Source organism: Aeromonas sp. 6P (assembly GCF_051919525.1).
Taxonomy (GTDB): Bacteria; Pseudomonadota; Gammaproteobacteria; order Enterobacterales; family Aeromonadaceae; genus Aeromonas; species Aeromonas veronii.
The window spans coordinates 28,888-53,370 of record NZ_JBQBEO010000002.1; the positions used below are offsets into that span (position 1 = coordinate 28,888).

Below are 24,483 nucleotides of genomic sequence, written 5' to 3' on the forward strand. Positions count from 1 at the left end.
CCTAGTAGTATGAGATCCCGATGTCGCATGGATGGAGACGTCATGAAGCCTGTTGTCTGGTTATTGCTGGGATTGCTGAGTGCAATGCCAGTCTGTGCGCAGAGTGCTCCGGCTACGGTGACAGCCGAGACGCTGCAGACGCATCGGCACTATCTGGCGAGCCGTCTGCAGCAAGGACAATTTGCCGCCATCGACTCTCTGCTGGCGACCCTGAGCCGCGAGCAGCGGGAGTTCCTGCTGTTGCAGCTGCTGCGGGATATTCCGGTTACCGCTCCTGCGTCCCCCGCGTTGCAATGCTGGGTCGAGGCACAGGCCGACAAGGCTCCCGAGTGGCTGCAGGAGCAGCAGGTAGACGGTTTTCTGGTGCAGCAACCTGTCTACGATTTTGCCGCGCAGGCCCGTCAGTTGCTGGGCGAATGGCAACTGCACTCATTGGTGCAGCGTTATCGGCAGCAACTTGCCCAGGGCAACTTCCAGCTAAAGTCCATCTACTACAGCAGTAACCCCGATATTGCCATGCAGCAGCAAGCTCTGTTGCTGGCCCTCGACGCCTTGCCGCAATCGATCTGGATGCGGGAGGCGCAAGCGCTGGCCAGCCGGAATATCTATCTGCCCGACAATCAGCTGTTGCTCCATCTGCTGCTGCGCACAGGTGAACCGGCGCTCTATGGCATGTTGTGGCGGCGGCCGGCAGATCAGGATGCGCTGCGCGCACTCGCCACCATCAACCGCTTCCATCATGGCAATACGGCCAGCTCCCTGCTGATTGCCGCCAGCGGCAATCCCGGTTTGAGAGAGCCGGCCCTGCGCCAGCTGAGCGCCCTCTCTCCTTTGCCGCCACAAGCCCAGAAATACCTGCTGGCCGAGCTCTCCAACCGCCAATACGGGGCGCTGGTGGCCGGTCTATTGATGGAGGTGGATGAACCCCAGTTGCTCTCCGGCCTTGCCAGACGCCTCGGCCAGCGTGATCTCCCCCCCGCAGCACCGAGTCTGCTGCCTGATTCGGGTACACCCGATGGGCAGCCAGGGTTATAATGCGTGACCTCCTGAACCCGGTTGGGAACTTGCATGAAATACAAGGATTTGCGTGATTTCATCGCGCAGCTGGAACAAAACGGACAACTCAAGCGCATCACCCGCGAGATAGATCCCTATCTGGAGATGACCGAGATCAGCGACCGCACCCTGCGTGCGGGTGGCCCGGCTCTGCTGTTCGAAAATCCCAAAGGCTACACCATGCCGGTGCTGACCAACCTGTTCGGTACCCCGGATCGGGTTGCCATGGGCATGGGCCAGCCCGATGTGGGCGCCTTGCGTCAGGTCGGGGTCTGGCTCTCCTATCTCAAGGAGCCCGAGCCGCCCAAGGGATTCAAGGAGCTGATGGAGAAGCTGCCGATCTTCAAGCAGGTGCTCAACATGCCGACCAAGCGCCTCTCTTCCGCCCCCTGCCAGCAGGTGGTGCAGGAGGGAGATGCGGTCGATCTCGACCAGATCCCGATCCAGCACTGCTGGCCCGGCGATGTGGCACCGCTGGTCACCTGGGGCCTCACCATCACCCGTGGCCCCTACAAGAAGCGCCAGAATCTCGGCATCTATCGCCAGCAGAAGATCGCCAAAAACAAGCTGATCATGCGCTGGCTGGATCATCGTGGCGGTGCTATCGATTTTCGCGAGTGGCAGGAGGCCCATCCCGGTGAGCGCTTCCCGGTGGTGGTGGCACTCGGTGCCGATCCCGCGACCATTCTCGGCGCGGTGACGCCGGTGCCGGATACTCTCTCCGAATATGCCTTTGCCGGTCTGCTGCGCGGCAGCCGTACCGAAGTGATCAAGGCCATCAGCTGCGATCTGGAGGTGCCCGCCAGCGCCGAGATCGTGCTGGAAGGCTATCTGGAGCCGGGCGAGCTGGCGCCGGAAGGCCCTTATGGCGACCACACCGGTTACTACAACGAGGTGGACGAGTTCCCGGTCTTTACCATCACCCACATCACCAAGCGGCGCGATGCCATCTATCACAGCACCTACACTGGCCGTCCGCCCGATGAACCGGCGGTGCTGGGTCTGGCGCTGAACGAGGTGTTCGTGCCGCTGCTGCAGAAGCAGTTCCCCGAAATTGTGGACTTCTATCTGCCGCCGGAGGGGTGCTCCTACCGGATGGCGGTGGTGACCATCAAGAAGCGTTACCCGGGCCATGCCAAGCGGGTGATGCTGGGAGTCTGGTCATTCCTGCGCCAGTTCATGTACACCAAGTTCGTGGTGGTGTGTGACGACGACGTCAACGCTCGCGACTGGCAGGATGTGATCTGGGCCATCACCACCCGGATGGACCCGGCACGGGACACCACCTTGATCGAGCATACGCCGATCGACTATCTGGACTTCGCCTCGCCGGTCTCCGGCCTCGGCTCCAAGATGGGGCTGGATGCCACCAACAAGTGGCCGGGAGAGACCAATCGGGAGTGGGGTCAGCCCATAGTTCAGGATGAGGCGGTGAAGCAGAAGGTCGATACCATCTGGGATGAGCTCAATATCCTCGGATGAGGCAAACATGACAGCTTTGCTGCAAAAAGTGATGCGATCCGCACTGATTTGAGTATTCTCGACTGACGGGGCCAGGGCTGCTGGTCGTCACTCCATAGTGAAACAATGAGCGAAGCGGGCCGAGCGAGCCCGCCACAAGGACAAGAATGCAACGTATCAAATGCCGCGTAGAGGAACTGCGCGAATATGTCGACACCATCTGGCATGTGGCTCTGACGCCGCAGCAAGCGATCAGCTTCAAGCCGGGCCAGTATCTGCTGGTGGTGATGAGCGATTCGGACAAGCGCCCCTTCTCCATCGCCAACTCGCCGACCCGCCCGGGCGTGCTGGAGCTGCAAATTGGTGCCACTCCCGAGAACGCCTATGCCGGTCAGGTGCTGGCCCGCATGCGCGAGCAGGGGGAGATCGAGGTCGAATTGCCGGCTGGCAAGGCGTTCCTGCGCGATAAGTCTCCCCGTCCGCTGATCCTGATGGCGGGCGGCACCGGCTTCTCTTACGCCCGCTCCATTCTGGAATATCTGATCGACACAGGCAGCAAGCGCCCGGTGTTCTTCTACTGGGGGGTACGTCAGGCTCACTGGCTCTACGAACTGGAGCAGATGCAGCAGTGGGAGCGTGACTATGCGCCGCTCACCTTTATCCCGGTGGTGCAGGAGCCGGATGCTGACTGGACCGGCAAGAGCGGACTGGTGCACAAGGCGATCATGGATGACTTCGTCAGCCTCCACGACTACGACATCTATGTCGCCGGTCGCTTCGAGATGGCGGGGGCCGCGCGTGAGGAGTTCAAGATCCTCGGCGCCGAGCCGGAGCGCATCTTCGGTGACGCCTACGAATTTATCTGACGGGATCCCCGCTTGGATGACGCAGCCCCCGGTTTTGCCGGGGGCTTTTGTTTTTGTGGCTGCCGCAGTACCTGATCGTACCGAATGGTTGGATTATCGCGGCGTTATCCCATTATTTTTCAATATTTTGGCTATGAATGGCTACTAATCTGGCTTGGCTGGTGGCATCTTTGTTTGGATTGACAAGAGCATCCATAGAGCAAGCACAAGGAGGCGCAGTGTTAAGCAAAGAGGCAAGGGGGCAACCCGGGTATGATCGGGAGGCACCCTGCGCGACTGAGCTGGCCGCCATGCCGGAACCCTCCTCCGGTGGTGATGCGTTTGCCCGTTTGCAGGCAGAGATCGCCGCTTTGCAGCATGAAAACGGCCTGTTGCAGGAGAAGCTCAATGCCGCCCTCGATGGCACCGGCATCTGTCTCTGGCAGGGCACCATTCCCACCGGCGAACTGCGGGTCTTCAATCTGCAGAACTTTCAGGCTGGCGATATGGCCCCTCATTTCGATCAGTGGAGCGCCAAGCTCCATCCCGACGATCGCGCCCATGCCATGGGCAGCTACTTTGCCCACCTTGAGAGGAAAACGCCCTTCTACGAAGCTGAATACCGCACCATCAGCCCGGCCGGGGAGATCACCTGGCTGTGGGATCGTGGTCGCGTAGTGGAGTGGGATGATGAGGGCAGGCCATTGCGGATCATGGGCTCCCATATCGATATCACCCAGCGCAAGGCTTATGAGCAGCGGCTGGCAGAGCGTGCCAACTGCGATGCGCTCACCGGCCTGCTCAACCGGCAGGGATTTGGCAAGGCGTTCGCTCTACAGCCGCCACAAGGGACGGGGGCACTGCTCTTTATCGATCTGGATGACTTCAAGGGGATCAATGACCAGTTGGGCCACGCTTGTGGTGATCTGGTACTGCAGCAGATGGCGGAGTGGTTGCGTCTCATTATGCCGGGCTCTGCCCTGTGCGGCCGTTACGGCGGTGACGAGTTTGTGGTTTATCTGCATCGTGATGTATCAAACCATGCTCTGGCTGATCTGGCCGATGCCCTGATCTGCCGGATGCATGGTTACGTGCCCAAACCCGGTTGCCCGCAGCGGGTGGGGCTGAGTATCGGCATCGCCCTGTGGGAGGAGCAACCATTGAGCTTCCGACAGGCATTGGAGGTGGCCGACCGGGCCATGTACGAGGCCAAGGCGCGCGGCAAGCGGGCCTGGTATCTGCTTCAGGTGTGATGCTTTTTACAGGTTCAATACAAAGCAAAAACCCCAGCTGAGCTGGGGTTTTCGTTATTCGCCTTTGGCGCCGAGCTGCTGCTCGAGCTGAGCCAGCTTGCTTTCGAGGGCGGCCAGTTTTTCCCGGGTACGCAGCAGCACCTTGGTCTGCACGTCGAACTCTTCACGGCTGACCAGATCCAGCTTGCCCAGCTGCGCTTGCAGTACCTGACGCATCTTCTTCTCGGCCTCTTCACCCATGCTGCGAATGCCGGGTGGCAGGGAGTTGTGCACCTGCTTGGCGATCTCTTCCAGTTTCTTCGGGTCGATCATGATGTCCTCCTTAAGCGTTGGCGGACATTCTACCGACAATTCCCTCACTTTGCCGAGATCGCGGCGGCTTTTTAGTCGTGATGGTGCCCGCTGGCTGGTCGGGTCTGGTTAATCACTCACTGTTGTTACCCTTGCGCCCCTTTGTTGACGTAAAACCTTGATTCTCTCCACAAACCTGAGCAGAAGATGACCAACATGAGTCTCGTTGGTTGTTGGTTTTATGTTAACGTCTTGCAGTCGCGGTCGTGATGGCCTCGTTGGCTGGTGATGGATAACAACCCTATAAAAAGAGAATAAAAAATGAAGAAGAAGCTAATTTATGCAGCTGTTGTCAGCGCTCTGCTGAGCGGATGTGGTGGAGATGACAACAAGGGAGATACTACCAGCTCCCTGGACTATGCCCTGAGTGGAGCCAATGGACTTCGCCCGAGCGTGCTGGCCCCACGTGCCAGCGACGGTACCCTGAAGTTTTCGACAGAAACTGCTGATCTGTCGAACCCGGTATCTGCCCTCTCCACCCTGGATGGCTGGTCAACCACCCAACCCGTCCAGCTGGTACCGGCGACCGTGACCGGGGTATCTGTGCCGGCACCGGCGGCCAGCGAGTATGCCTCTGCCGTTGCGCCCCTCTACCTGCTCGAGCTCACGCTGGATCCGGTCACTCTGCAACCCAACGGTGTCAAGGGCGGCAAGCCACTGGTTTATGGGACCGACTTTGTGGTCACCGGCGGGGACGGCAAGCTTAATCTGGTTCCGCTCAAGCCGCTCAATCCCTCTTCTTACTACATGATCGTGGCGACCGATGCGCTCAAGGACAGTCGTGGCACACCGCTCAAGGCAGGCGGCGATTACAGCAGCTTCAAATCGACAGCTGGCGCAACCGCGCAGGAGCAGACCATCAGCAGCCTGATTGCGCTGCAGGAAGCGTTGTTCAAGGCCGCTACCGGGATTACCGGCGATCGGGTGATCTTCTCCGACTGGTTTGCCACCCAATCTGGCGCCGATGTGCTGCTGGCTGTGAAGGGAGCTGCGGCCACCGTGTTGCAGAGCCCGACCCTGGATGCCGCATCGTTGTGGAAGCAGGACGCCAAAGGCAACACCAACCTGCCGGGGACCTATACGATTGATGCGCTCAATGGCGGGGTGCCCTTCCTGACACAGCTGGCGAACGAGCCATTCTTGCCTCAAGATGATCGGGATGCGATTGCTGCAGCTGTGGCTGCTAATGCCACATTGAACGGCGTCGCGGCGGCGACCAAGGTGTATACCGGCACCGTCAAACTCCCTTACTTCCTCTCTACTCCAGCGATAGCTGGCTCCTGGGACAAGGCCAAGACCCAATCCTGGCATGGCGCCATTCCCAGCCTCTATGCCATCGCCAATGCGTTGAAAGCGGGTGATAGCGAAGTGATCGGTGGGCTGGTCGGGGCGGGTGTGGACCCAGTACTGCTGGGTGAGCTGATTGCCGATCCGAGCCGTCAGGCCGATCTGCTGAGGGAGGCGAGCAAGCTGATCGGGGTGACCCTGACCTCGGGTGGCAAGCCGCTGGATGCCGAGCGCAATATCGGTCGTTTCAACCCGCTGCCGACCCTGACCGAAGTACAATCTGTACCGCTGCGGATCTTTGCCCCCACCACTGACCTCAGCACTGTCACCGATGTGATCATCTATCAGCACGGGGTCACCTCCATCAAGGAAAACGCCTATGCGCTGGCGCTGAGCCAGATAGGTGCCGGGTTAGACCCATCAGTGAACAAGGTGGTTGCTGTGGTGGTGATCGATCACCCGCTGCACGGTGAGCGTGGCTATGCCCTGAGCGGCAGCATGGATACCGTCACCACCTCCGAGAACCCGACTCCCTATCTGAATTTGGGTTATCTGACGGTGGCGCGGGACAACCTGAAACAGAGCGTGGCCGATCTGCTTGGCCTTCGCCTGGCTGTCGGTCTGGCCAATGCCAAGGGGCTGGGTGGCCAATTGGGTGGTGCTGGTCTGAAGGTGCATTTCCTCGGTCACTCACTCGGTGCCATTACCGGGGCCAATCTGCTGGCTGTTGCCAACCAGACCACCGGCAGTGCTCAGGCTGATGCCCTGTTCAAGTTCGATACCGGCGGTCTTGCGATGCCGGGTGGCGGCATCGCCCCGCTGCTGCTCAACTCGCCGAGCTTCGGGCCGACCATCAAGATGAGCGTGCTCACCTCGGGCAGTCCTGAGTTGAAGGCCGGGTTTGAGGCTTATGCTCCCGGTTGCCAGACGGCGGTGCCGACCTGTTTCGTGAACGAGTTCCTGCCCAGTCTGGATGCGGCTACTCAGGCGGGGGCTGCGAGCACCTTGCAGAGCTATACCTTTGCCGCCCAGTCAGTGCTGGACTCTGCCGACCCGATCAATCTGGGCAGTGGCGTCGCCAAGAGCTTCCCGCTGTTCGCCACCGAAATTGTTGGTGATGGAGCGCTCAGCTTACCGGATCAGGTGATCCCCAACAGCATCGCCTCCGCGCCTTTGGGTGGCACCGAGCCGCTGTTCCGGGTGCTGGGTTTGCAAGAGCTGAAGGGTTCCGGCGTGCTCCCGGCGGGTCACCATGCTGCGCGCTTCCTGAAAGGGGGCCATAGCTCGCTGCTGGCTCCTGACGAGAACTTCGATCAGGCTGGCGCGGTCACCACCGAGAGCCAGACCCAGTTCGCCAGCTTCTTTATGAGTGGCGGTGCGGCGGTCAAGGTGACTGACGACACCCTGCTCAAGCAGTAACTGCGCAGACCATAAGCAAACGCCGCCCTTCGGGGCGGCGTTCTCGTTTCTGAAACTGCTGAAAAATCAGGTCGGCTGGTGGTTGCGATCCAGCCAGCCTTGCAGCAGGCCGACCAGCAGGCCGGCCAGGTGGGCGATGTTGGCGGTGCTGGTGCCGAGCATGTCGAAGAAGCCGAGCACCATCCAGAACAGCATAAAGCCCATCAGTGCCGGTGGCAGAGTCAGGCCGCAGGCCGGTTGCAGCTTGCTGCGCAGCCAGCAGTAGCCGAGCAGGGCATAAACCACGCCGGAGAGGCCGCCAAACAGCGGGCCGCTGGCAAAGAACTCTGCGATATTGGGCAGGGCGGCGCCCACCAGCAGCAGGATCAGCAGCTTGCCGCTGCCGAGGCGCTGTTCGATCTGGCCGCCGAGATACCACCACCACAGCAAGTTGAACACCAGATGGAGCACCGAGAAGTGGATCAGGGCGGGGGTGAAATAGCGCCACGCCTGCCAGTCGGTGAACTGAGCCAGCGTCGGGTGGAAGGCCAGTTCATCGTAGATGGGCAGGCCGATGGCCTCGATCCCGTAGATGGCGAGGCAGGCGATGATGACCACCAGCGTCAGTGGCCCCGCCTGATGGAGGAAGTCGGTGATGGGATCCGTCATCCCCTTGCTGTAGTCGATGCGGGCATCGGCGCGGCCGGATTGCCAGGAGGCCTCCATGTAGCGCGGGTGGCCCGGCTCGGCCAGAAAGCGCTTCACCTCCAGCTGGGCCTGAGCGAGGCGTAGCTCGTCCGCCAACCAGATGGTGACCCCCAGCTCGGACTGGGTCAGCTCGCAGGAGATGCCCAGCGTCGCCAGATAGTCCACCAGCGCCTGCGCCATGCGGGCATTGTCGAGCACCAGCAGCTGGATCATGCCTCGCCTGCCTCGATGGGAAACTCCCGGCGCCACGCCTCGAAGCCGCCATCCATGCTGTAGACCTCGTCATAACCCTGTTGCAGCAGGTACTGGGCGGCCCCCTGACTGCTGTTGCCGTGATAGCACATCACGATGACCGGGGTATCGAAATCCACTTCATTCATAAAGCGCACCAGCGTGCCGTTGGTGAGGTGGAAGGCGCCGACCGCGTGGGCCGCTTCAAAGGATTGCGGGTCGCGAATATCCACCAGACGGGCTTCACCCGCGCTCAGTTTCTGGTGGGCATTATGGGCATTGATATGGGCAAACTGGTCCATCGGGATGTCCTGCGAATAGGTTGATTACGGGCCAGTGTACCGCAAGCTTGGGCGCAAACTAACCCCACAAAAGATAAGGGAGCCAGCGGCTCCCTTGTCGATATGGCATGCGGGGCAGTGGGTTAACCGCCGAGATAAGCTTGTCGCACTGCCGGGTTGGCCAGCAGGGCGGCGCCCGTGTCTTGCAGCACCACGTGGCCGTTCTCCAGCACATAGCCGCGGTCGGCCAGCTTGAGCGCCTGGTTGGCGTTCTGCTCCACCAGAAAGATGGTCATCCCCTTCTGGCGCAACTGCTCAATGGTGTCGAAGATCTGCTGGATGACGATGGGGGCCAGCCCCAGCGAGGGTTCATCCAGCAGCAGCAGGCGTGGTTTGCTCATCAGGGCACGGCCGATGGCCAGCATCTGCTGCTCGCCGCCGGACATGGTGCCTGCCCGTTGTTGCAGGCGTTCGTGCAGGCGCGGGAACAGGGTGAATACCTGATCCAGCAGGCCATGCTGCTCTGCCTTGTCGACGAAGAAGGCGCCCATCAGCAGGTTCTCCTCCACCGTCAGGCGGGCGAAGATACGACGCCCCTCCGGCACCACTGCGATATCCTTGCGCATGATGCGGGCGGTGGTGAGGGAGCTGATCTGTTCCCCCTCAAACCAGATGGAGCCGCTGCTGGGCTTGGGTTCGCCGCAGAGGGTCATCAGCAGGGTGGTTTTGCCAGCGCCGTTGGCACCGATCAGGGTGACGATTTCCCCCTCTTTCACCTCGACGCTGACATCGTGCAGTGCCTGAATTTTGCCGTAGTGGGTCGATACGTTGCGAAGTTCTAACATCTTGTTTTCCTTACGACTCGCCCAGATAGGCCTTGATCACTGCCGGGTTGTTACGGATCTCATCCGGCTTGCCATGGGCCAGCGGGGTGCCCTGGCTGACCACGAAGATACGGTTGGAGATGCCCATCACCAGCTTCATATCGTGTTCGATCAGCAGCACCGAGACCCCGAATTCGTCCCGCAGGCTGATGATCAGCTCGTCCAGCTCGTCGGTCTCCTTCGGGTTGAGGCCGGCAGCCGGTTCGTCCAGCATCAGCAGCTCGGGCCGGGTCGCCATGCAGCGGGCGATCTCGAGGCGGCGCTGTTGACCGTAAGCCAGGTTACCGGCGGCGCGGTTGGCAAGATCCTTGAGGCCCACTTTATCCAGCCAGAAGGCGGCCCGCTCCAGCCCCTCCTGCTCCGCCCGGCGGAAGGCTGGGGTCTTGAACAGACCGGCGATAAAGCTGGTGTTGAGGTGCTGGTGCTGGGCAACCAGCAGGTTCTCCACCGCTGTCATCTCCTTGAACAGCCGCACGTGCTGGAAGGTACGCACAATCCCCTTGCGGGCGATGAGGTGGCCGGGCAGCCCCTGGATCTCCTCACCCTTGTAGCGGATGGTGCCGCCGCTCGGGCTGTAGAAGCCGGTCAGGCAGTTGAAGATGGTGGTCTTGCCCGCGCCGTTGGGGCCGATGATGGAGATCACCTCGCCCTTGTCGATATCCAGTTTTACCCCGTTGACGGCCAGCAGGCCCCCGAAGCGCATCGACAAATCAGAGACTTCCATTAACTTCTGATGTGTACTCATTTCTTCAACTCCAGATGCGGACGGGTCATTGGCAGCAATCCCTGTGGCCGCCAGATCATCATGAACACCATCAAGAGGCCGAACATCAGCATGCGATACTCGTTGAATTCGCGGGCCAGCTCCGGCAGCACCGTCATCACGATGGCCGCCAGCACCACCCCGATCTGGGAGCCCATGCCACCCAGCACCACAATCGCCAGCACAATGGCCGATTCGATAAAGACGAAGGATTCCGGGCTGATAAAGCCCTGCCGCGAGGCAAAGAAACTACCCGCAAAGCCGGCGAAGGTAGCGCCTATGGTGAAGGCGGTTAGCTTGATGATGGTGGGGTTGAGCCCCAGCGATTTGCAGGCGATTTCGTCTTCCCGCAGCGCTTCCCAGGCGCGGCCAAGGGGCATCCGCAGCAGGCGGTTGATGACGAACAGGGTCACCACCACCAACACCAGGGCCATCAGGTAGAGGAAGATCACCTTGTGGTTGGCGTTGTAGGTAATGCCGAAGAAGTTGTGGAAGGTATCAAAGCCGCCATCCTTGACGGTGCGGTTGAACTCCAGACCCCCCAGCGTCGGCTTGGGGATGCCGGATATGCCGTTCGGGCCGCCGGTCAGGGTGGTCATGTTGTTGAGCAGGATGCGGATGATCTCGCCAAAACCCAGAGTGACGATGGCCAGATAGTCCCCCCGCAGCCGCAGCACCGGGAAACCGAGCAGAAAGCCGAAGGTAGCGGCCATCAGCCCGGCGATGGGCAGGCACTCCCAGAAGCTCAGCCCGAAGTAGGTGTTGAGCAGGGCATAGCTGTAGGCGCCGACCGCGTAGAAGCCGACATAGCCGAGATCGAGCAGACCGGCGAGGCCGACCACCACGTTCAGCCCCAGCCCCAGCATGATGTAAATCAGGGTGAGGGTGGCGAGATCGATGGCACCGCGAGAGGCCATAAAGGGCCAGCTCACTGCGAACAGCAGTACCAGCACGGCGGTGAGGTTATAGAGCTTGGGCGCCTCTTCCGGGCTCGGCAGCACCAGCTTGGTGAAGCCGACCGAGAAGCCGCTGATGGAGGCCTGAAACAGCTTGGCGATCTGGCCGCGCAGCATCTGGAACCAGAAAACGAGGGTGGCGCCCCCCAGTAGCCAGGCCAGCGACACATCGAGGCGGCTCACTACCTGCAGGCTGGAGCCATCGGTCTCCAGCTTGAAGCCGAGCAGCCAGAAAGAGAGCACCAGCAGCACCAGGCTGGCGATACAGGCGTGGATAAATTGATGTTTCATCACACTTTCTCCACTTCCGGACGACCCAGAATGCCGGTCGGCATAAAGAGCAGCACAAAAATGAGCAGGGCAAACGCCATCACATCCTTGTACTCGGTGCTGAGATAACCGGCGGTGAGCGCTTCAACCACGCCGAGCAGCAGGCCGCCCAGTACGGCGCCCGGAATGCTGCCGATACCGCCCAATACAGCGGCAGTGAAGGCCTTCAGACCGGCCATAAAGCCGAGGTAGGGGTTGATGACGCCGTAATACATGCCGAGCAGCACCCCGGCGACGGCAGCCAGCGCGGCCCCCAGCACGAAGGTGATGGAGATGACTACGTGGGTGTCTATCCCTAACAGGTTGGCCATCTTGATATCTTCCGAACAGGCGCGGCAGGCGCGGCCCATGCGGGAGCGGCCGATGAACTGGGTCAGCGCCAGCATGGTGATGAAAGTCACCACGAAGATGATCAGCTGCATATAGGAGAGGCTGGCCTGAAAACCATCTTCACCCCCCAGGGTCCAACCGCCTGAGATCAGGCTGGGCATGGCGATATCGCGCGAGCCCTGCGCCATTCGCATCATGTTCTGCAGGAAGATCGACATGCCGATGGCGGAGATGAGGGGGATCAGCCGGTTGCCACCGCGCAGTGGCCGGTAGGCGACCCGCTCGATGCTCCAGCCATAGGTGCCGGTGATGATAATACTGACCAGGAAGGCGCCCCCCAGCAGTAGAAAGGTGCTGTCGATGCCCATCATCATGAGCCCCGCCATCACCATAAAAGCGACATAGGAGCCGATCATATACACCTCGCCGTGGGCGAAGTTGATCATGCCGATGATGCCATAGACCATGGTGTAGCCAATGGCGATCAACGCATAGGTGCTGCCTATGGTTAATCCGTTCAGCAGCTGCTGAACCAGATAGAGGAGGTGTTCGGACATACTGCGTTCCCTGTACTTGCCCGCAAAGAGAGGAGGGGGTGAGCGTACTCACCCCCGATCGGCAGATTATTTGACTTGGCTGGAAGTACCGTCAGCGTGCCACTGGAACACACCGAATTCGAAGCCTTTCAGGTCACCGTTCGGTGCCCAGGTCAGGGGGCCCATCACGGTATCGATCGGTGCGGCCTTGATGGCGGCGGCAACGGCAGCCGGGTCATCTTCACCCGCCTTGGCGATACCGGCGGCCAGGGTTTGCACCGCGGCATAGGTAGTCCAGACGAACGGGCCGGAGGAGTCCTGACCCTTGGCCTTGAACGCCGCCACCAGCGGGGCGTTGGCAGGCACCAGATCATACTTGTTCGGCAGGGTCACCAGCAGGCCTTCGGAAGCCGGGCCACCGATGGCGGAGATATCCTTGTTACCGACTCCTTCCGGGCCCATGAACTTGGCTTTCAGCCCCTTCTCGCCAGCCTGACGCAGGATCAGACCCAGCTCAGGGTGATAGCCGCCGTAGTAGACGAAATCGACGTTCTCTTTCTGCAGTTTGGCGATCAGGGCGGAGAAGTCCTTGTCACCGGCGGTGATCCCTTCAAAGGCCACCACTTTCACGCCAGCCTTGTCGAGCGCGGCTTTGACGCTGGAAGCGATCCCTTCACCGTACTGCTTCTTGTCGTGGATAACGGCCACGCGTTGGGGTTTGACCTGCTCGATGATGTACTTGGCGGCAGTCGGGCCCTGATCGCTATCCAGGCCGATGGTGCGCAGGGTCAGCTGGTAACCGCGCTCGGTGATCTTGGGGTTGGTGGAGGCGGGGGTGACCATCAGGATCCCCTCGTCTTCATAGATGTCGGAGGCGGGCAGGGTGTTGTCGGAGCAGAGGTGACCGACCACGAACTTGACGCCGTCGTTCACCACCTTGTTGGCAACGGCCACCGCCTGTTTGGGATCGCAGGCATCGTCATAGACGACCGCTTCGATCTGCTTGCCATTAATGCCGCCAGCCTTGTTGATCTGCTCGACCGCCATCTTGCCGCCGGTGAACTGCATGTCCCCGTACTGGGCGACCGGGCCAGTGACCGGGCCTGCGATACCGATCTTGATGGTGTCTGCCGCGTGGGCGATGGAGATCGATCCAAACAGAGCCAAAGAAACCGCTGCGCCAACTGTGATTTTGCTCAACTTATGCATTGATTCGTCCCTTAATCAGTGGATTGTTTCATTTCCGTGTGCCATTCCGGATCTACATCCCGTGCATCCGGCTATAGGTATGGTTCTATCATTCCTCACGGGGCAATAACAAGCTGTTAAAGATACTAACCAGAGGGGGTCGGATAGGCGGATTTTGAAATAAATGACCTGTTATTTTAGGATAATCAGAGTTTAATTTTGATTTATTGACTTAACATCTTGGTAACGAGAGGCGATTCTGACAAACGCCAGAGGATTAATCTGGCGATATTTTACTCTGACAGCGCTCCCATTTTGACCACAATCCATTTGCGCAAACAGAAATGAGCGCCTAAATTAGCCGGCATTGACAATTCCGTGGCAGAGCTCGTTAAAACCAAGCCTTTATTCGGGAAATCTGCTAATGTTCCGCCTTTGACAGTCAGGAGACAGAGATGGCCACTATCAAGGATGTCGCCTCGCGCGCAGGCGTATCCATCTCCACCGTCTCACATGTGCTCAACCACACTCGGCGGGTCAGCGAAGACGCGACCCAGAAAGTGATTGAGGCGGTGGCAGAACTCAACTACGCGCCCAACTCGGTAGCGCGCAGTCTTAAAATAAATTCGACCAAGACCATTGGTATGCTGGTGACCACCAGCGTAAACCCCTTCTTCGCAGAAGTGGTGCAAGGGGTTGAAGCGTACTGCTTCGAACAGGGCTACAGCCTGATCCTCTGCAACACCGAAAACCAGCCGCCTCGCCAACAGCATTACCTGAGAATGCTGATGGAAAAACGGGTGGATGGCCTGCTGGTATTGGGTACCGATATCGACACCCCGTTGCGTGACATGCTGCGCATCCACAAGAACGTGCCGCAGGTGGTACTGGATTGGGGCACGGAGTGCGATTTCGCCAACGTCATCAACGACAACGCCCGCATCGGCGCCCGCATGGCCGTTCGCCATCTGCTGGAGCTGGGGCACCGCGACATCGTCTGCATCACTGGCCAGCTCTCCAAGCCGACCACCCAGCAGCGACTGGACGGGGTACGTGATGCGCTGGGCGAGCACGGTCTGACCCTTAAAGATGAACAGGTCTTTGAAGGGGACTACGAGAGCCAGAGCGGCTTCGATGCCATGCAGCGCATCTTGGCCCTGCAGCCTCGTCCGACCGCGGTCTTTGCCTTCGACGATCCCATGGCGATCGGCGCGATTTGCGCTGCCTGGGAAGCCGGAGTCAAGGTGCCGGACGATATCTCCATCATCGGCTACGACGATGTGGAGATGGCGCGCTTCTCCAGCCCGCCGCTGACCACCATTCGTCACCCGAAGGCCGAACTGGGCCAGCTGGCGGTGAAGCATCTGGTCAGCCGGATCCGCAACAAGGAGCTGGAAGTGGAGTCGATGACGGTACAGCCCGAGCTGATTGTCCGCCGCTCGGTCAAACCGCTGCGTTAATCCGCACCCGTTGCCAAAACGAAAAACCCCCTCTGTCACGAGGGGGTTTTTGTTTATGGGCGGGTTACTTTCAACCTGTGGCTCGCAGTGCCGATCTCGGCCTTGTGAGTGAATATTCCCCCCGTTTGAGCTGCCTCGCATTTTGCTTGTTAATCGTTTGATCAATATCAACAAAGGGTTAAGTTCTGATGGACTCCCGACTTAACCGTTCCATCCTGTAGGTTGGGTATGACTGTCAAGGATGGTGTCTTATGTTCCCCCCTCGCAAGCTGGGTCACCAGATCACGCTGCTGGCAATCGGCGGCATCGTATTGCTCGCCGTGGTGCTGCTTACCTTTAATCTGTTTGAAAATCGCCAGCGGGCGCTCGCGGCCGAGCAGGCTGCACTGCGGAGCCAGCTCCAGAATGTGGAAGCGGTGATCAAAAACACCAGCCATGAAACCGTGCTGGCAGCAACCCTGATCGCCCAGCGGCCGGATGCAGCCAGGGCTGTGGCCGACAAGGATTGGCAGACCCTCGCCAATCTGTTTGAGCCGCTCTGGCCCGCCCTCAAGGCGCAGGGGATCCAGCAGTTTCACTTTCACATTCCCCCGGCTATTTCCCTTTATCGGGTACACAAGCCCGCAAATCATGGCGACGACCTCTCTACTACACGGTTGGCTGTGGTCGAGGTGAACCGCAATCATCAACCGGTCGGCGGGTTGGAGACCGGTCAGGGTGGCACCGGGATCCGCGGCGTAGTGCCGGTCACTTTCAATGGCCAGTCGGTCGGCTCGGTGGAGTTTGGCCGCGTCCTCGACACCTCGCTGTTTGCCGATCTGCTGGGCAAGGACAGTCGCCTTGCCATCTATCTGTTTGAACAGGGTAAGCTCGTTATGCTGACTGGTACCTCCATGCTTGGTGAGTCGGTGGACTGGTATCAGGAGGTATTGGCGGGAGAGAGCCGCTTCACCACCATCAAGCAGCAGGGGAGCGATTTTCTGGTTATGGCGGCACCGTTGCGCGACTTCTCCGGCAAGGCGGTCGGGGTGATCGAGTTGGCGCGTGATCACAGTGAGGTTGCAGCCGCACTGGTACGCCAGAGCTGGCAGATGGTAATGATCGTGCTACTTGGCACCGCTCTGATTGCGGTGGCGCTGGTGCTGCTGCTGGCGCGTCTTAGCCGTCCGCTGCTCGACAGCGTCAAGGCGCTGGAGGCGCTGGCCAATGGCTCCGGCGATCTCGGCAGCAAGCTGCCGGTGGCGGGGCCGGAGGAGATCCGTCGGCTCGGGTCGGCGTTCAATGCTTTTGTAGCCAAGATCCGCGACACCATCAGCCAGCTCACTGCCACTCTGGGCGAACTGGCTGGCGAGAGCGAGCGGCTGTCGCGCAGTGCGGCAGGCAACCTTGGTAGCATGACGCGCCAGCAGGAGCAGACCACCCAGCTCGCTACCGCCATGACCGAGATGACCAGTACGGTACACGAGGTGGCCAACAACACGGCACAGGCGGCCGAAGCGGCCAACGAAGCGGACAATCAGGCGGTCACCGGCGATGAGGTGGTGCAGCAGAGCGTCAACATGATCGAACAGCTGGCCGAGGAGATCGCCAGCGCGGGCAACACAGTGAAAGAGGTCGCCAAGGCCAGCGAGCAGATTGGCTCGGTGCTGGCGGTGATCCAGTCCATCGCCGAGCAGACCAACCTGCTGGCCCTCAACGCCGCCATCGAGGCGGCCCGGGCCGGTGAACAGGGGCGCGGTTTTGCGGTGGTGGCCGACGAGGTGCGCTCGCTGGCCGGGCGCACCCAGCACTCCACCGCCGAGATCCGCGGCACCATCGAGCAACTGCAACGGGCGGTGGGCACCACGGTGACCATGATCGAACACAGCGTCTCGCGGGCGGGGGAGTCGGTAGAGCGGGCCAATCAGGCGGGAGAAGCCCTCGGCCGGATCAAGGGGGCGGTCAACAGCATTCGCGACATGAACACCCAGATCGCTGCCGCTTCAGAGGAGCAGTCGTCGGTGAGCGACGAGATCACCCGCAATATCGTCAGCGTCCACGAGATCTCCCAGGCCACCACGCTGGTGGCGCGGGATACCGCTCATATCGCCAGCCATGTGGCGACCCTGGTAGACAAGCTGGGGGATCTGGCTGGGCAGTTCCAGGATGGCTCCAACGTGCGGATGGTGCTGAGTCGCGCCCGCGCCGCTCATATGGGCTGGAAGACTCGGGTGCGGGCCTATCTGGATGGGCAGGAGGTGCTGTCGCGCAGCGAGGCGGTCAGCGACAAGGAGTGCCGCCTTGGCCACTGGTACTTCAGCGAAGGGCAGGCATGCTGTGGTGATCAACCCGCCTTCAGGGCGATCGCCGCCCCGCACGCCAGACTGCATCAGGTGATCCAGCAGATTATCGAGCTGAAAAATCAGCACAAGCATGAAGAGGCAGAGGCGCTCTATCGCGAGATCGAGCAGAACTCAGAGCAGGTAGTGGGCTGCATCGATCAGCTGCTGCGGGAGATGACCAAGCCGGAGCGTTAATGACGAGCGGATCGGATAGCCAAAGGGCTGACAGCGATGTCAGCCCTTTTTCATGGTGCGGGTCTGGGGCGAGGTTACTGCTCCGGACTCTCATCCTGATAACGGGCGGCGGTGATGAACTGGCCGAAGGTTTCACACCAGACGATCACGCTGCTGTAGCGGGCCGGATCGATCGTGGCGGGCAGCGGCACGATAAAGTTGTCGAAGGTCTTCACCGGTCCGACTCGCACCATCTGATCCTTGAGGCGGGCAAAATCGGCTTCGGTCTCGACAAACTCGGGGGAGAGGTAGAGCTGGTAGTCCGGCCCGGGTGCCAGCTTGCCCATCAGGCTGACGGCATCCGGCCCTATGCTCACCTTGCCCTCCCCCCAGTGCAGCCGATCGCTGTCTTTCAGATCCCGGCGAAAGGTGCCGTGGAATCTCGCTTGCTGCTGGCAGGCCGCTACCTGCTCGGTATCAGGTGCGGGTGGCGCGATCAGGATCGGCAGGGTGTAGACACCAGCGGCAAAGCCTGCCGCCGCGACCAGCAGATGGGTGCCCACCAGTAGGGCCATGGTTTTGCGTTTCATGATATCTCGGTCGTTGATGAACAGGTGCCAGCATCATAGCAGTGGTGCTGGCTAAACCGCTTGTCATCCAGCGCTATGGAGCCGGATGTTTGCGCAGCCGCGGTTGATATGGCTTACAAGCTGGCGAAATCTACTTCCGGCAGGTTTTCAAAGCCGGGGCGGGCAAACAGATAGCCCTGCATCAGGCTGACGCCCATCTCCCGCAGGCAGGCCATCTCTTCGCGGGTCTCTATCCCCTCCGCCAGCGGGGTGATCTGCAGCTCGGCAAACAGGGCCAGACAGTGGCGCAGTATGGCTTGCCGGGTCGGGTCCTGGTCGATGCCGCGCAGCAGGTGCATATCGAGCTTGACGATGTCGGGGCGAAAATCGGCCAGCAGGTTGAGGCCCGAGTAACCGGCGCCAAAGTCATCGATCGCCGTTTTGAAGCCGAGCGCCTGATAGTGATCGACGATACTGCGGAGATGCTGGCTATCCTGCACCTGCTCCACCTCGGTCAGCTCGAACATGATCTGCTCGATGGGAAAGAGATGCTCGCGGGCTGCCTGCAGGGTGGTGCGGATGCAGCGCTCCGGGCGGTAGACCGCATTGGGCAGAAAGTTGATGCTGAGCATGCCCCGCATATCGAGCCGGGCGGCCAGTGCGATGGCCTTGATCCGGCACAGCTGGTCGAAGCGGTAGCGATTGCCATCGTTGACCCGGGCAATCACGCTCTGCGCCGGCTCGTTGTTGAGCCCCCGCACCAGCGCCTCGTAGCCGAAGATGGTGCGCTGGCTGCAATCGATGATGGGCTGAAAGGCCATGGTGAAGTCGAAGTCGAGATCTGCTTTCTCCTGACACAGCTGGCAGATGGCGGGGGACGGGGCGGCAGGTATATCCATGACTCTCCTCTCGGGGCGTGGCGGCGCTGGGGACTGACTCAAATGATAACAGCTCATCGATTCCGGCAGGGTAATTCCTGCTATCTGGGAGAGGGGGGGGGTATCTTTCGCTGGATCGGGCGGTGCCCGACCCAACGTGGGGCTCAGGGGAAAGGATGGCTTCACTCAACCTGCAAGCGTATGACCTGAATTGACCTCAGTCTTTGGGTTTATATGTCTTGACCCTGCTTGCGATACGTTCCCAAACCAAGCCCGTTGTGAAGTTGGTTTGTTCAATATTAAGAACGTATTTTCCTTTGAATCTATATTTTGTCTTGCCAAAATTATCTTTTACTTTCGCAAATACAATTCTGGTGTGGATCCCATCGTCTATTGTTTTTAATATGTGGGCTTTAGCTTTTTCATTATCGATATTCCTCTCGTAAATAGTGGTTTCATCATCAGATATATTATTTTCCCACTCCCCGTTTGGAAATAACTTGGGAAACCAAATGATAGTATTTTCTTCTATCCCGTGCGAGGCACCCCCTCGTTGCCACCCCGCATAGTTATGACCGAAGCAGTTTACTGCACTCACTATTTTATCGAAGGCCACATCATCACTTAAGTCAATATAACCGCGTTCTATATATGTCTTGGATGATTGTTCCATTTCCATATCCCATTTAATAAAGTTGGATTTCTGCTGTTTCATTTTCCTGATAAGAAGAATAGCTTGATCTATGTCCTCGTGGAGTTTGTCAATTCCTCTTGAGGTGTCAATTCTTATAATCTGATGTCCAGTGGCATTGATAATGTCATTTTCTCTTAGCCGATCCTGTTCAACTTGCGTCAAATGGTGAGGCTCATCGACTTCAATATGTAGTGATAATTGAGGGAAGTATAGGTCTGTCAACGCTCTACCATATGGCCTTGCTACATATTGTTGAGTGATGATTTTGATTTCCAAATCATTCAGCAAATGCCAAATTCGAGTTATGACATAATTCTCGAATCGTTTTCCTCTCGTTCGTTCCAGTTGCCAGGAGATAAAATCCAGTTTTTCCATGCTGTAGCCTAATTGCATTTAATGTAATTAATATATATATCTATAGCTTGTGGTTCAACTAGATAATAGGGTGAGCCAAGTAATATGGGATGTTTTAGCTTAAAAAGAAAGCGATTTGCAACAGTTGTAAATATATCTATCAACAAAAACTCAACCTGCATACCAGCAGGTTGAGAGTGATGTTCGATAAATGTTGCGTTTCGTGACGCTCGGTGCCCATTTGCATACACCGCATCTCACCGTCTGATGCTGGTTTGATGAGCGAAGCCCAATCGGACACACGAGACACAGTTGTTCCAGCGGCCAGTCAGAGGTGGGATAGGGCTTGCCGTTATCATGGAAGAGTCGATTTACACGAATGTCGATTACGCCTGACGGCGAATCAAACCTGGGGGTTTACGTACCGGCATTTACCCGGCTTCTTGCAAGATTGGTGGCAATGGCAGGTGAGGATGACTCCGCTCGTTTGCCAGAGATCGGGCGATGGCCTGCTGGCACCCGTAAACGCCACTGGTGGCTGCCAACTCAGCCGAGGTAGTTTGTATAAACAAAATTTATGGGTTTTCGAAGAATGACCAAATTTTTACTTATGCATGTTTGCAGTGTGCCCCGATGCCGCAGCTTGGCCCATCCACGGCCTGCAAAGGGCAATGGCCGATCTTGATCAACCGGCATATAGCGCCAGCCAATGCCCTGTAGGTTCGATTAGCGCAGCGTAATCGGACGAACGAGAGGCTTTGATTACGGTTGTTGCCGTGATTCAGGGGCGGCCAGCCGTAGGGGGAAATCGGTTGGCTGTTATGGCGGGAGAATCTATTTACGCGAGCGTCCGATTACGCCTGACGGCTAATCGAACCTACGGACAGAATATATTGGTTATAAGTATTTAAAGTAAAAATTAGCCTCAAATGATTGTTTTGTTATTACTGTTTAGGTATATATATGGCATCCTTAATAAAGAGTGCGAGATAATGTCTAAAAATGTTTGTGAATTTTCTAAAAAGGCTGTCAATAAGGCTGGCGCATCTCTTTTAAATCAAGGGGCTGAGATACATGATCATGCAAAAACAGTGTTAGATAGCTGGCGTGCATGCCATGTGCAACCACTAGATAAATTCCATACATCTCTAATTAACTGGGTAGATGAAATTGATGCATCTGCTCTTGTGTCACAACGTTTAAAAAGAACACCATCAATACTATCCAAGTTAACTAGAAATCCCAAGATGATGCTTTCTAGGATGCAGGATATTGGGGGTATTAGAGTTGTCGTTAAAAACATGCAGAAGGTCAGAGAGGTAGAGAAATTATATAAAAAAGGAGTGGAAGACTTTTCTGTGGCTAAAGGTGGTAAGGATTATATTAACTATCCCAAAAAATCAGGTTACAGAAGTGTCCATCAAATATTTGTTTGTCCTGATGGTTTTTCAATAGAGCTGCAAGTTAGAACTCAGTTACAGCATGCTTGGGCTACAGCAGTGGAAACGATGGGGACTTTTTTAAATCATTCTTTAAAATCTAGCGAAGGCCCAGATAAGTGGCTTGATTTTTTTGCGTTGGCCAGTTCTGCATTCGCCATTCTTGAGAGCACGCCAAGGATTCCTCAGTTTGCGGATCTGTCCGATCAGGAAACGTTTGAAGAGTTATTAAAACAAGAAAAATCTCTTGATGTTATCAAAAAACTTTCTGGCTTTCGTGTTGTTGCTCGTCAGATAAAAGACGACAATGCCAGTGGTCACTATCACTTGATCACTCTTGATTTAGATAAGAGGATGGCGAATATAAAAAGCTATGAACTCAAGGATATTGAACAAGCAAATATTGATTATTCCTTGAAAGAAGCGGAGGCGCATGCTGGGAGAAATATCCAAGTGGTGTTAGTAACTTCCGAGTCGATTAAAACTTTGAAAAAGGCATACCCAAGTTACTTTCTTGATGCAGAACTATTTTCAAAGCAATTTGAAAATGTACAAAAGCAGTTGGATAAAATTTTGCAACCAGCTCGGCTATAGGAAAAATATATAAGGATATAAAAACGGCGCCTTAACGGCGCCGTTTTTTATATCACTTACTCAACCAGAATCACTGCAGCAGGGAGATATCCGCGACTTGCAGGAACAGGTTGCGCAGGTTGTTCAGCAGTGCCAGACGGTTGGCCTTGAGGGCTTCGTCGTCGGCCATCACCATCACCTCGTTGAAGAAGGTATCGACCGGCTCGCGCAGGGCGGCCAGACGGGTGAGGGCAGCCTGATAGTCACCGGCAGCGAACAGCGGGGCCAGTTCGGCTTGCAGTTCGGCAACCTGGGTGGCCAGCGCCTTCTCGGCGGCATCGATCAGCAGTTCCGGTTTGACGGCAGTCGGCAGTTCGCCTTCGACCTTGGCCAGAATGTTGCTCACGCGCTTGTTGGCGGCAGCCAGAGCCAGTGCGGCATCCAGAGAGCGGAAGTGGCTGACGGCCTTGACGCGACGATCGAAGTCGAGCGGACGGGTCGGGCGGCGGGCCAGTACGGCCAGCACCACGTCGGCACCGATGCCTTCGTCCTGATAGGCGGCACGGAAGCGGCCCAGCATAAAGTCGACCACGTCGGTGACGACGGTTTTGTTGGTCAGCTTGTCGCCGTAGACGCGTACCGCTTCTTCCACCAGTTCAACCAGATCCAGATCCAGCTGCTTCTCGGTCATGATGCGCAGGGCACCGATGGCGGCGCGACGCAGGGCGAACGGGTCTTTGTCACCCTTCGGCAGCATGCCGATGCCGAAGATACCGGCCAGAGTGTCGAACTTGTCGGCCAGCGCGACGGCGCAAGCAACCAGACCGGACGGCAGGGCATCACCGGCAAAGCGCGGCATGTACTGCTCGTTGAGGGCCACGGCCACTGCTTCGTCTTCGCCATCGTGACGGGCGTAGTGCATCCCCATGACACCCTGGGTGTCGGTGAACTCGCCGACCATGTTGGTCATCAGGTCACACTTGGAGAGCAGACCGGCACGCTTGGCCTGAGCCACGTCGGCACCGATACGCTCGGCGATAAAGCCGGCAACGGTCTCGATGCGCTCGACCTTGGCCTTGACGGTACCCAGCTGTTGTTGGAACAGCACGGTTTCAAGGCGCGGCAGGCGGGAGGCCAGAGTCTGCTTGAGGTCGGTCTTGAAGAAGAACTCGGCGTCAGAGAGACGGGGGCGAACCACCTTCTCGTTGCCGCTGATGATCTGGCTCGGGTCTTTGGACTCGATGTTGGTGACGAAGATGAACTTCGGCAGCAGCTTGCCGTTCTTGTCGTAGACCGGGAAGTACTTCTGGTCACCCTTCATGGTGTGAACCAGTGCTTCAGCGGGAACGGCCAGGAACTTCTCTTCGAAGTTGGCGGTCAGCACCACAGGCCACTCGACCAGTGCGGTCACTTCCTCCAGCAGGGCGTCGTCCAGATCGGCTACGCCACCGAAGGCGGCAGCGGCCGCTTCGACGTCAGCCTTGATCTTGGCCTTGCGGGCCATAAAGTCGGCAATCACCATGCCGCGCTCCTGCAGGATCTGCGGGTACTGGCTGGCGTTGTCGATGGTGAACTCGCTCTCGCCCATAAAGCGGTGACCGCGGATGGTGCGGGCAGAGTCGATACCCAGAATGTGAGCGGGAACCAGCTCGCCATCCAGCAGCAGGGTCACGGTGAAGACCGGACGCACGAACTGGATGGTCTTGTCGCCCCAGCGCATCATTTTCGGGATCGGCAGCTTGGCCAGTGCAGAGGCAACCAGTTCGCCCAGCAATTCTTTGGCCGGACGGCCTTCGACCTTGGCGGTGTGAACCAGCCACTCGCCCTTGTCGGTGACCAGACGCTCGGCCTGTTCAACGGTGATGCCGTTGCCACGGGCCCAGCCTTCGGCAGCCTTGGTCGGCTTGCCTTCAGCATCGAACGCCTGAGCCACGGCCGGGCCGCGTTTCTCGACGCTCTTGCTCGGCTGTTCGCCAGCCAGTTCGCTTACCTTCAGCGCCAGACGGCGCGGTGAAGCAAACCACTCGACGTCGCCGAAGGCCAGGTCGGCCTTGGTCAGTTCGGCTTTGAAGTTGTCGGCAAAGGCTTCGGCCAGGGAGCGCAGGGCTTTGGGCGGCAGCTCAGCAGTACCGATCTCTACCAGAAATGTATGTTGTGCCATGT

General features: G+C 58.3%; 21 protein-coding genes. 9 read left to right on the top strand and 12 right to left on the bottom strand.

All coding sequences use genetic code 11. The annotated features are described in order from the left end of the window. Positions 1-42: 42 nt before the first annotated feature. The 5 genes from ACTG2J_RS00175 (at position 43) to ACTG2J_RS00195 (ending at position 4,615) form a co-directional block, all read left to right on the top strand. Complete coding sequence (locus ACTG2J_RS00175) at positions 43-1,035, top strand: hypothetical protein (protein WP_439997051.1); 993 nt, start codon at positions 43-45, stop codon at positions 1,033-1,035. A 33-nt stretch (positions 1,036-1,068) separates the two neighbouring features. Further along, on the top strand, positions 1,069-2,538 hold the full coding sequence (gene ubiD / locus ACTG2J_RS00180) for a 4-hydroxy-3-polyprenylbenzoate decarboxylase (RefSeq protein WP_439997052.1): 1,470 nt from the start codon (positions 1,069-1,071) through the stop codon (positions 2,536-2,538). A gap of 146 nt (positions 2,539-2,684) precedes the next feature. Beyond that, positions 2,685-3,383 carry an NAD(P)H-flavin reductase gene (gene fre / locus ACTG2J_RS00185; RefSeq protein WP_439997053.1) on the top strand — a complete coding sequence of 233 codons (699 nt, stop codon included), beginning with the start codon at positions 2,685-2,687 and terminating at the stop codon, positions 3,381-3,383. Between the two features lie 16 nt (positions 3,384-3,399). Continuing rightward, positions 3,400-3,531: a hypothetical protein gene (locus ACTG2J_RS00190; protein ID WP_257124013.1), complete on the top strand. Its 132-nt coding sequence runs from the start codon at positions 3,400-3,402 to the stop codon at positions 3,529-3,531. Positions 3,532-3,601: 70 nt separating this feature from the next. Further along, a complete protein-coding gene (locus tag ACTG2J_RS00195) occupies positions 3,602-4,615 on the top strand; it encodes a diguanylate cyclase domain-containing protein (RefSeq protein WP_439997054.1) in 1,014 nt (337 codons plus the stop codon). A 54-nt stretch (positions 4,616-4,669) separates the two neighbouring features. Here ACTG2J_RS00195 and ubiK read toward each other — a convergent pair whose 3' ends face one another. Continuing rightward, on the bottom strand, positions 4,670-4,927 hold the full coding sequence (gene ubiK / locus ACTG2J_RS00200) for a ubiquinone biosynthesis accessory factor UbiK (protein ID WP_005339429.1): 258 nt from the start codon (positions 4,925-4,927) through the stop codon (positions 4,670-4,672). A gap of 300 nt (positions 4,928-5,227) precedes the next feature. On the opposite strand from ubiK, the gene ACTG2J_RS00205 reads away from it, so the two are divergent. After that, the gene (locus ACTG2J_RS00205) at positions 5,228-7,672 is read left to right on the top strand and encodes a VolA/Pla-1 family phospholipase (RefSeq protein WP_439997055.1); all 2,445 of its coding nucleotides are present in this window, start codon (positions 5,228-5,230) and stop codon (positions 7,670-7,672) included. Between the two features lie 66 nt (positions 7,673-7,738). On the opposite strand, the gene glpG is transcribed toward ACTG2J_RS00205, so the two are convergent. The 7 genes from glpG to ACTG2J_RS00240 all read right to left on the bottom strand — a co-directional run bounded on the left by glpG (position 7,739) and on the right by ACTG2J_RS00240 (position 13,879). Continuing rightward, complete coding sequence (gene glpG / locus ACTG2J_RS00210) at positions 7,739-8,572, bottom strand: rhomboid family intramembrane serine protease GlpG (RefSeq protein WP_439997056.1); 834 nt, start codon at positions 8,570-8,572, stop codon at positions 7,739-7,741. Further along, positions 8,569-8,892, bottom strand: a complete 324-nt coding sequence (glpE, locus tag ACTG2J_RS00215; protein WP_439989127.1) for a thiosulfate sulfurtransferase GlpE — start codon at positions 8,890-8,892, stop codon at positions 8,569-8,571. Before glpE ends, glpG begins: the two co-directional genes overlap by 4 nt. A 122-nt stretch (positions 8,893-9,014) precedes the next feature. Then, complete coding sequence (locus ACTG2J_RS00220) at positions 9,015-9,716, bottom strand: ABC transporter ATP-binding protein (protein WP_005342433.1); 702 nt, start codon at positions 9,714-9,716, stop codon at positions 9,015-9,017. A 10-nt stretch (positions 9,717-9,726) separates the two neighbouring features. Beyond that, the gene (gene livG / locus ACTG2J_RS00225) at positions 9,727-10,500 is read right to left on the bottom strand and encodes a high-affinity branched-chain amino acid ABC transporter ATP-binding protein LivG (RefSeq protein ID WP_201991025.1); all 774 of its coding nucleotides are present in this window, start codon (positions 10,498-10,500) and stop codon (positions 9,727-9,729) included. Beyond that, on the bottom strand, positions 10,497-11,765 hold the full coding sequence (locus tag ACTG2J_RS00230) for a high-affinity branched-chain amino acid ABC transporter permease LivM (RefSeq protein ID WP_005355922.1): 1,269 nt from the start codon (positions 11,763-11,765) through the stop codon (positions 10,497-10,499). Before ACTG2J_RS00230 ends, livG begins: the two co-directional genes overlap by 4 nt. Beyond that, positions 11,765-12,691, bottom strand: a complete 927-nt coding sequence (livH, locus tag ACTG2J_RS00235; RefSeq protein WP_005339439.1) for a high-affinity branched-chain amino acid ABC transporter permease LivH — start codon at positions 12,689-12,691, stop codon at positions 11,765-11,767. Before livH ends, ACTG2J_RS00230 begins: the two co-directional genes overlap by 1 nt. A 66-nt stretch (positions 12,692-12,757) precedes the next feature. Continuing rightward, entirely contained in the window at positions 12,758-13,879 is a 1,122-nt protein-coding gene (locus tag ACTG2J_RS00240; protein WP_005339442.1) for a branched-chain amino acid ABC transporter substrate-binding protein, read from the bottom strand. Positions 13,880-14,313: 434 nt separating this feature from the next. On the opposite strand from ACTG2J_RS00240, the gene ACTG2J_RS00245 reads away from it, so the two are divergent. Continuing rightward, positions 14,314-15,318, top strand: a complete 1,005-nt coding sequence (locus tag ACTG2J_RS00245; RefSeq protein WP_005355925.1) for a substrate-binding domain-containing protein — start codon at positions 14,314-14,316, stop codon at positions 15,316-15,318. Positions 15,319-15,569: 251 nt separating this feature from the next. Beyond that, on the top strand, positions 15,570-17,834 hold the full coding sequence (locus tag ACTG2J_RS00250) for a methyl-accepting chemotaxis protein (protein ID WP_439989126.1): 2,265 nt from the start codon (positions 15,570-15,572) through the stop codon (positions 17,832-17,834). 74 nt (positions 17,835-17,908) lie between these two features. On the opposite strand, the gene ACTG2J_RS00255 is transcribed toward ACTG2J_RS00250, so the two are convergent. The 3 genes from ACTG2J_RS00255 to ACTG2J_RS00265 form a co-directional block, all read right to left on the bottom strand. Further along, on the bottom strand, positions 17,909-18,403 hold the full coding sequence (locus ACTG2J_RS00255; RefSeq protein WP_439997057.1) for a DM13 domain-containing protein: 495 nt from the start codon (positions 18,401-18,403) through the stop codon (positions 17,909-17,911). A gap of 113 nt (positions 18,404-18,516) precedes the next feature. After that, positions 18,517-19,281, bottom strand: a complete 765-nt coding sequence (locus ACTG2J_RS00260; protein WP_439997058.1) for an EAL domain-containing protein — start codon at positions 19,279-19,281, stop codon at positions 18,517-18,519. Between the two features lie 196 nt (positions 19,282-19,477). Continuing rightward, complete coding sequence (locus tag ACTG2J_RS00265; RefSeq protein ID WP_113740677.1) at positions 19,478-20,329, bottom strand: AbaSI family restriction endonuclease; 852 nt, start codon at positions 20,327-20,329, stop codon at positions 19,478-19,480. 971 nt (positions 20,330-21,300) lie between these two features. Between ACTG2J_RS00265 and ACTG2J_RS00270 the strand changes: the two genes are divergently transcribed. Further along, positions 21,301-22,341, top strand: a complete 1,041-nt coding sequence (locus tag ACTG2J_RS00270; protein WP_439989123.1) for a hypothetical protein — start codon at positions 21,301-21,303, stop codon at positions 22,339-22,341. A gap of 70 nt (positions 22,342-22,411) precedes the next feature. Here the strand turns inward: ACTG2J_RS00270 and glyS are convergent, their stop codons facing one another. After that, positions 22,412-24,481: a glycine--tRNA ligase subunit beta gene (glyS, locus tag ACTG2J_RS00275; protein ID WP_113740789.1), complete on the bottom strand. Its 2,070-nt coding sequence runs from the start codon at positions 24,479-24,481 to the stop codon at positions 22,412-22,414. Positions 24,482-24,483 lie beyond the last annotated feature (2 nt).

Bases quoted from the DNA above. Each gene is read 5' to 3' on its own strand.
- glyS (WP_113740789.1), bottom strand. From the start codon at position 24,481: ATGGCACAACATACATTTCTGGTAGAGATCGGTACTGCTGAGCTGCCG.
- ubiK (WP_005339429.1), bottom strand. From the start codon at position 4,927: ATGATCGACCCGAAGAAACTGGAAGAGATCGCCAAGCAGGTGCACAAC.
- ACTG2J_RS00250 (WP_439989126.1), top strand. From the start codon at position 15,570: ATGTTCCCCCCTCGCAAGCTGGGTCACCAGATCACGCTGCTGGCAATC.
- glpE (WP_439989127.1), bottom strand. From the start codon at position 8,892: ATGGACCAGTTTGCCCATATCAATGCCCATAATGCCCACCAGAAACTG.
- ACTG2J_RS00240 (WP_005339442.1), bottom strand. From the start codon at position 13,879: ATGCATAAGTTGAGCAAAATCACAGTTGGCGCAGCGGTTTCTTTGGCT.
- fre (WP_439997053.1), top strand. From the start codon at position 2,685: ATGCAACGTATCAAATGCCGCGTAGAGGAACTGCGCGAATATGTCGAC.
- ACTG2J_RS00220 (WP_005342433.1), bottom strand. From the start codon at position 9,716: ATGTTAGAACTTCGCAACGTATCGACCCACTACGGCAAAATTCAGGCA.
- livG (WP_201991025.1), bottom strand. From the start codon at position 10,500: ATGAGTACACATCAGAAGTTAATGGAAGTCTCTGATTTGTCGATGCGC.
- ubiD (WP_439997052.1), top strand. From the start codon at position 1,069: ATGAAATACAAGGATTTGCGTGATTTCATCGCGCAGCTGGAACAAAAC.
- glpG (WP_439997056.1), bottom strand. From the start codon at position 8,572: ATGATCCAGCTGCTGGTGCTCGACAATGCCCGCATGGCGCAGGCGCTG.
- ACTG2J_RS00175 (WP_439997051.1), top strand. From the start codon at position 43: ATGAAGCCTGTTGTCTGGTTATTGCTGGGATTGCTGAGTGCAATGCCA.
- ACTG2J_RS00260 (WP_439997058.1), bottom strand. From the start codon at position 19,281: ATGGATATACCTGCCGCCCCGTCCCCCGCCATCTGCCAGCTGTGTCAG.
- ACTG2J_RS00230 (WP_005355922.1), bottom strand. From the start codon at position 11,765: ATGAAACATCAATTTATCCACGCCTGTATCGCCAGCCTGGTGCTGCTG.
- ACTG2J_RS00255 (WP_439997057.1), bottom strand. From the start codon at position 18,403: ATGAAACGCAAAACCATGGCCCTACTGGTGGGCACCCATCTGCTGGTC.
- livH (WP_005339439.1), bottom strand. From the start codon at position 12,691: ATGTCCGAACACCTCCTCTATCTGGTTCAGCAGCTGCTGAACGGATTA.
- ACTG2J_RS00205 (WP_439997055.1), top strand. From the start codon at position 5,228: ATGAAGAAGAAGCTAATTTATGCAGCTGTTGTCAGCGCTCTGCTGAGC.
- ACTG2J_RS00265 (WP_113740677.1), bottom strand. From the start codon at position 20,329: ATGGAAAAACTGGATTTTATCTCCTGGCAACTGGAACGAACGAGAGGA.
- ACTG2J_RS00190 (WP_257124013.1), top strand. From the start codon at position 3,400: ATGACGCAGCCCCCGGTTTTGCCGGGGGCTTTTGTTTTTGTGGCTGCC.
- ACTG2J_RS00270 (WP_439989123.1), top strand. From the start codon at position 21,301: ATGTCTAAAAATGTTTGTGAATTTTCTAAAAAGGCTGTCAATAAGGCT.
- ACTG2J_RS00245 (WP_005355925.1), top strand. From the start codon at position 14,314: ATGGCCACTATCAAGGATGTCGCCTCGCGCGCAGGCGTATCCATCTCC.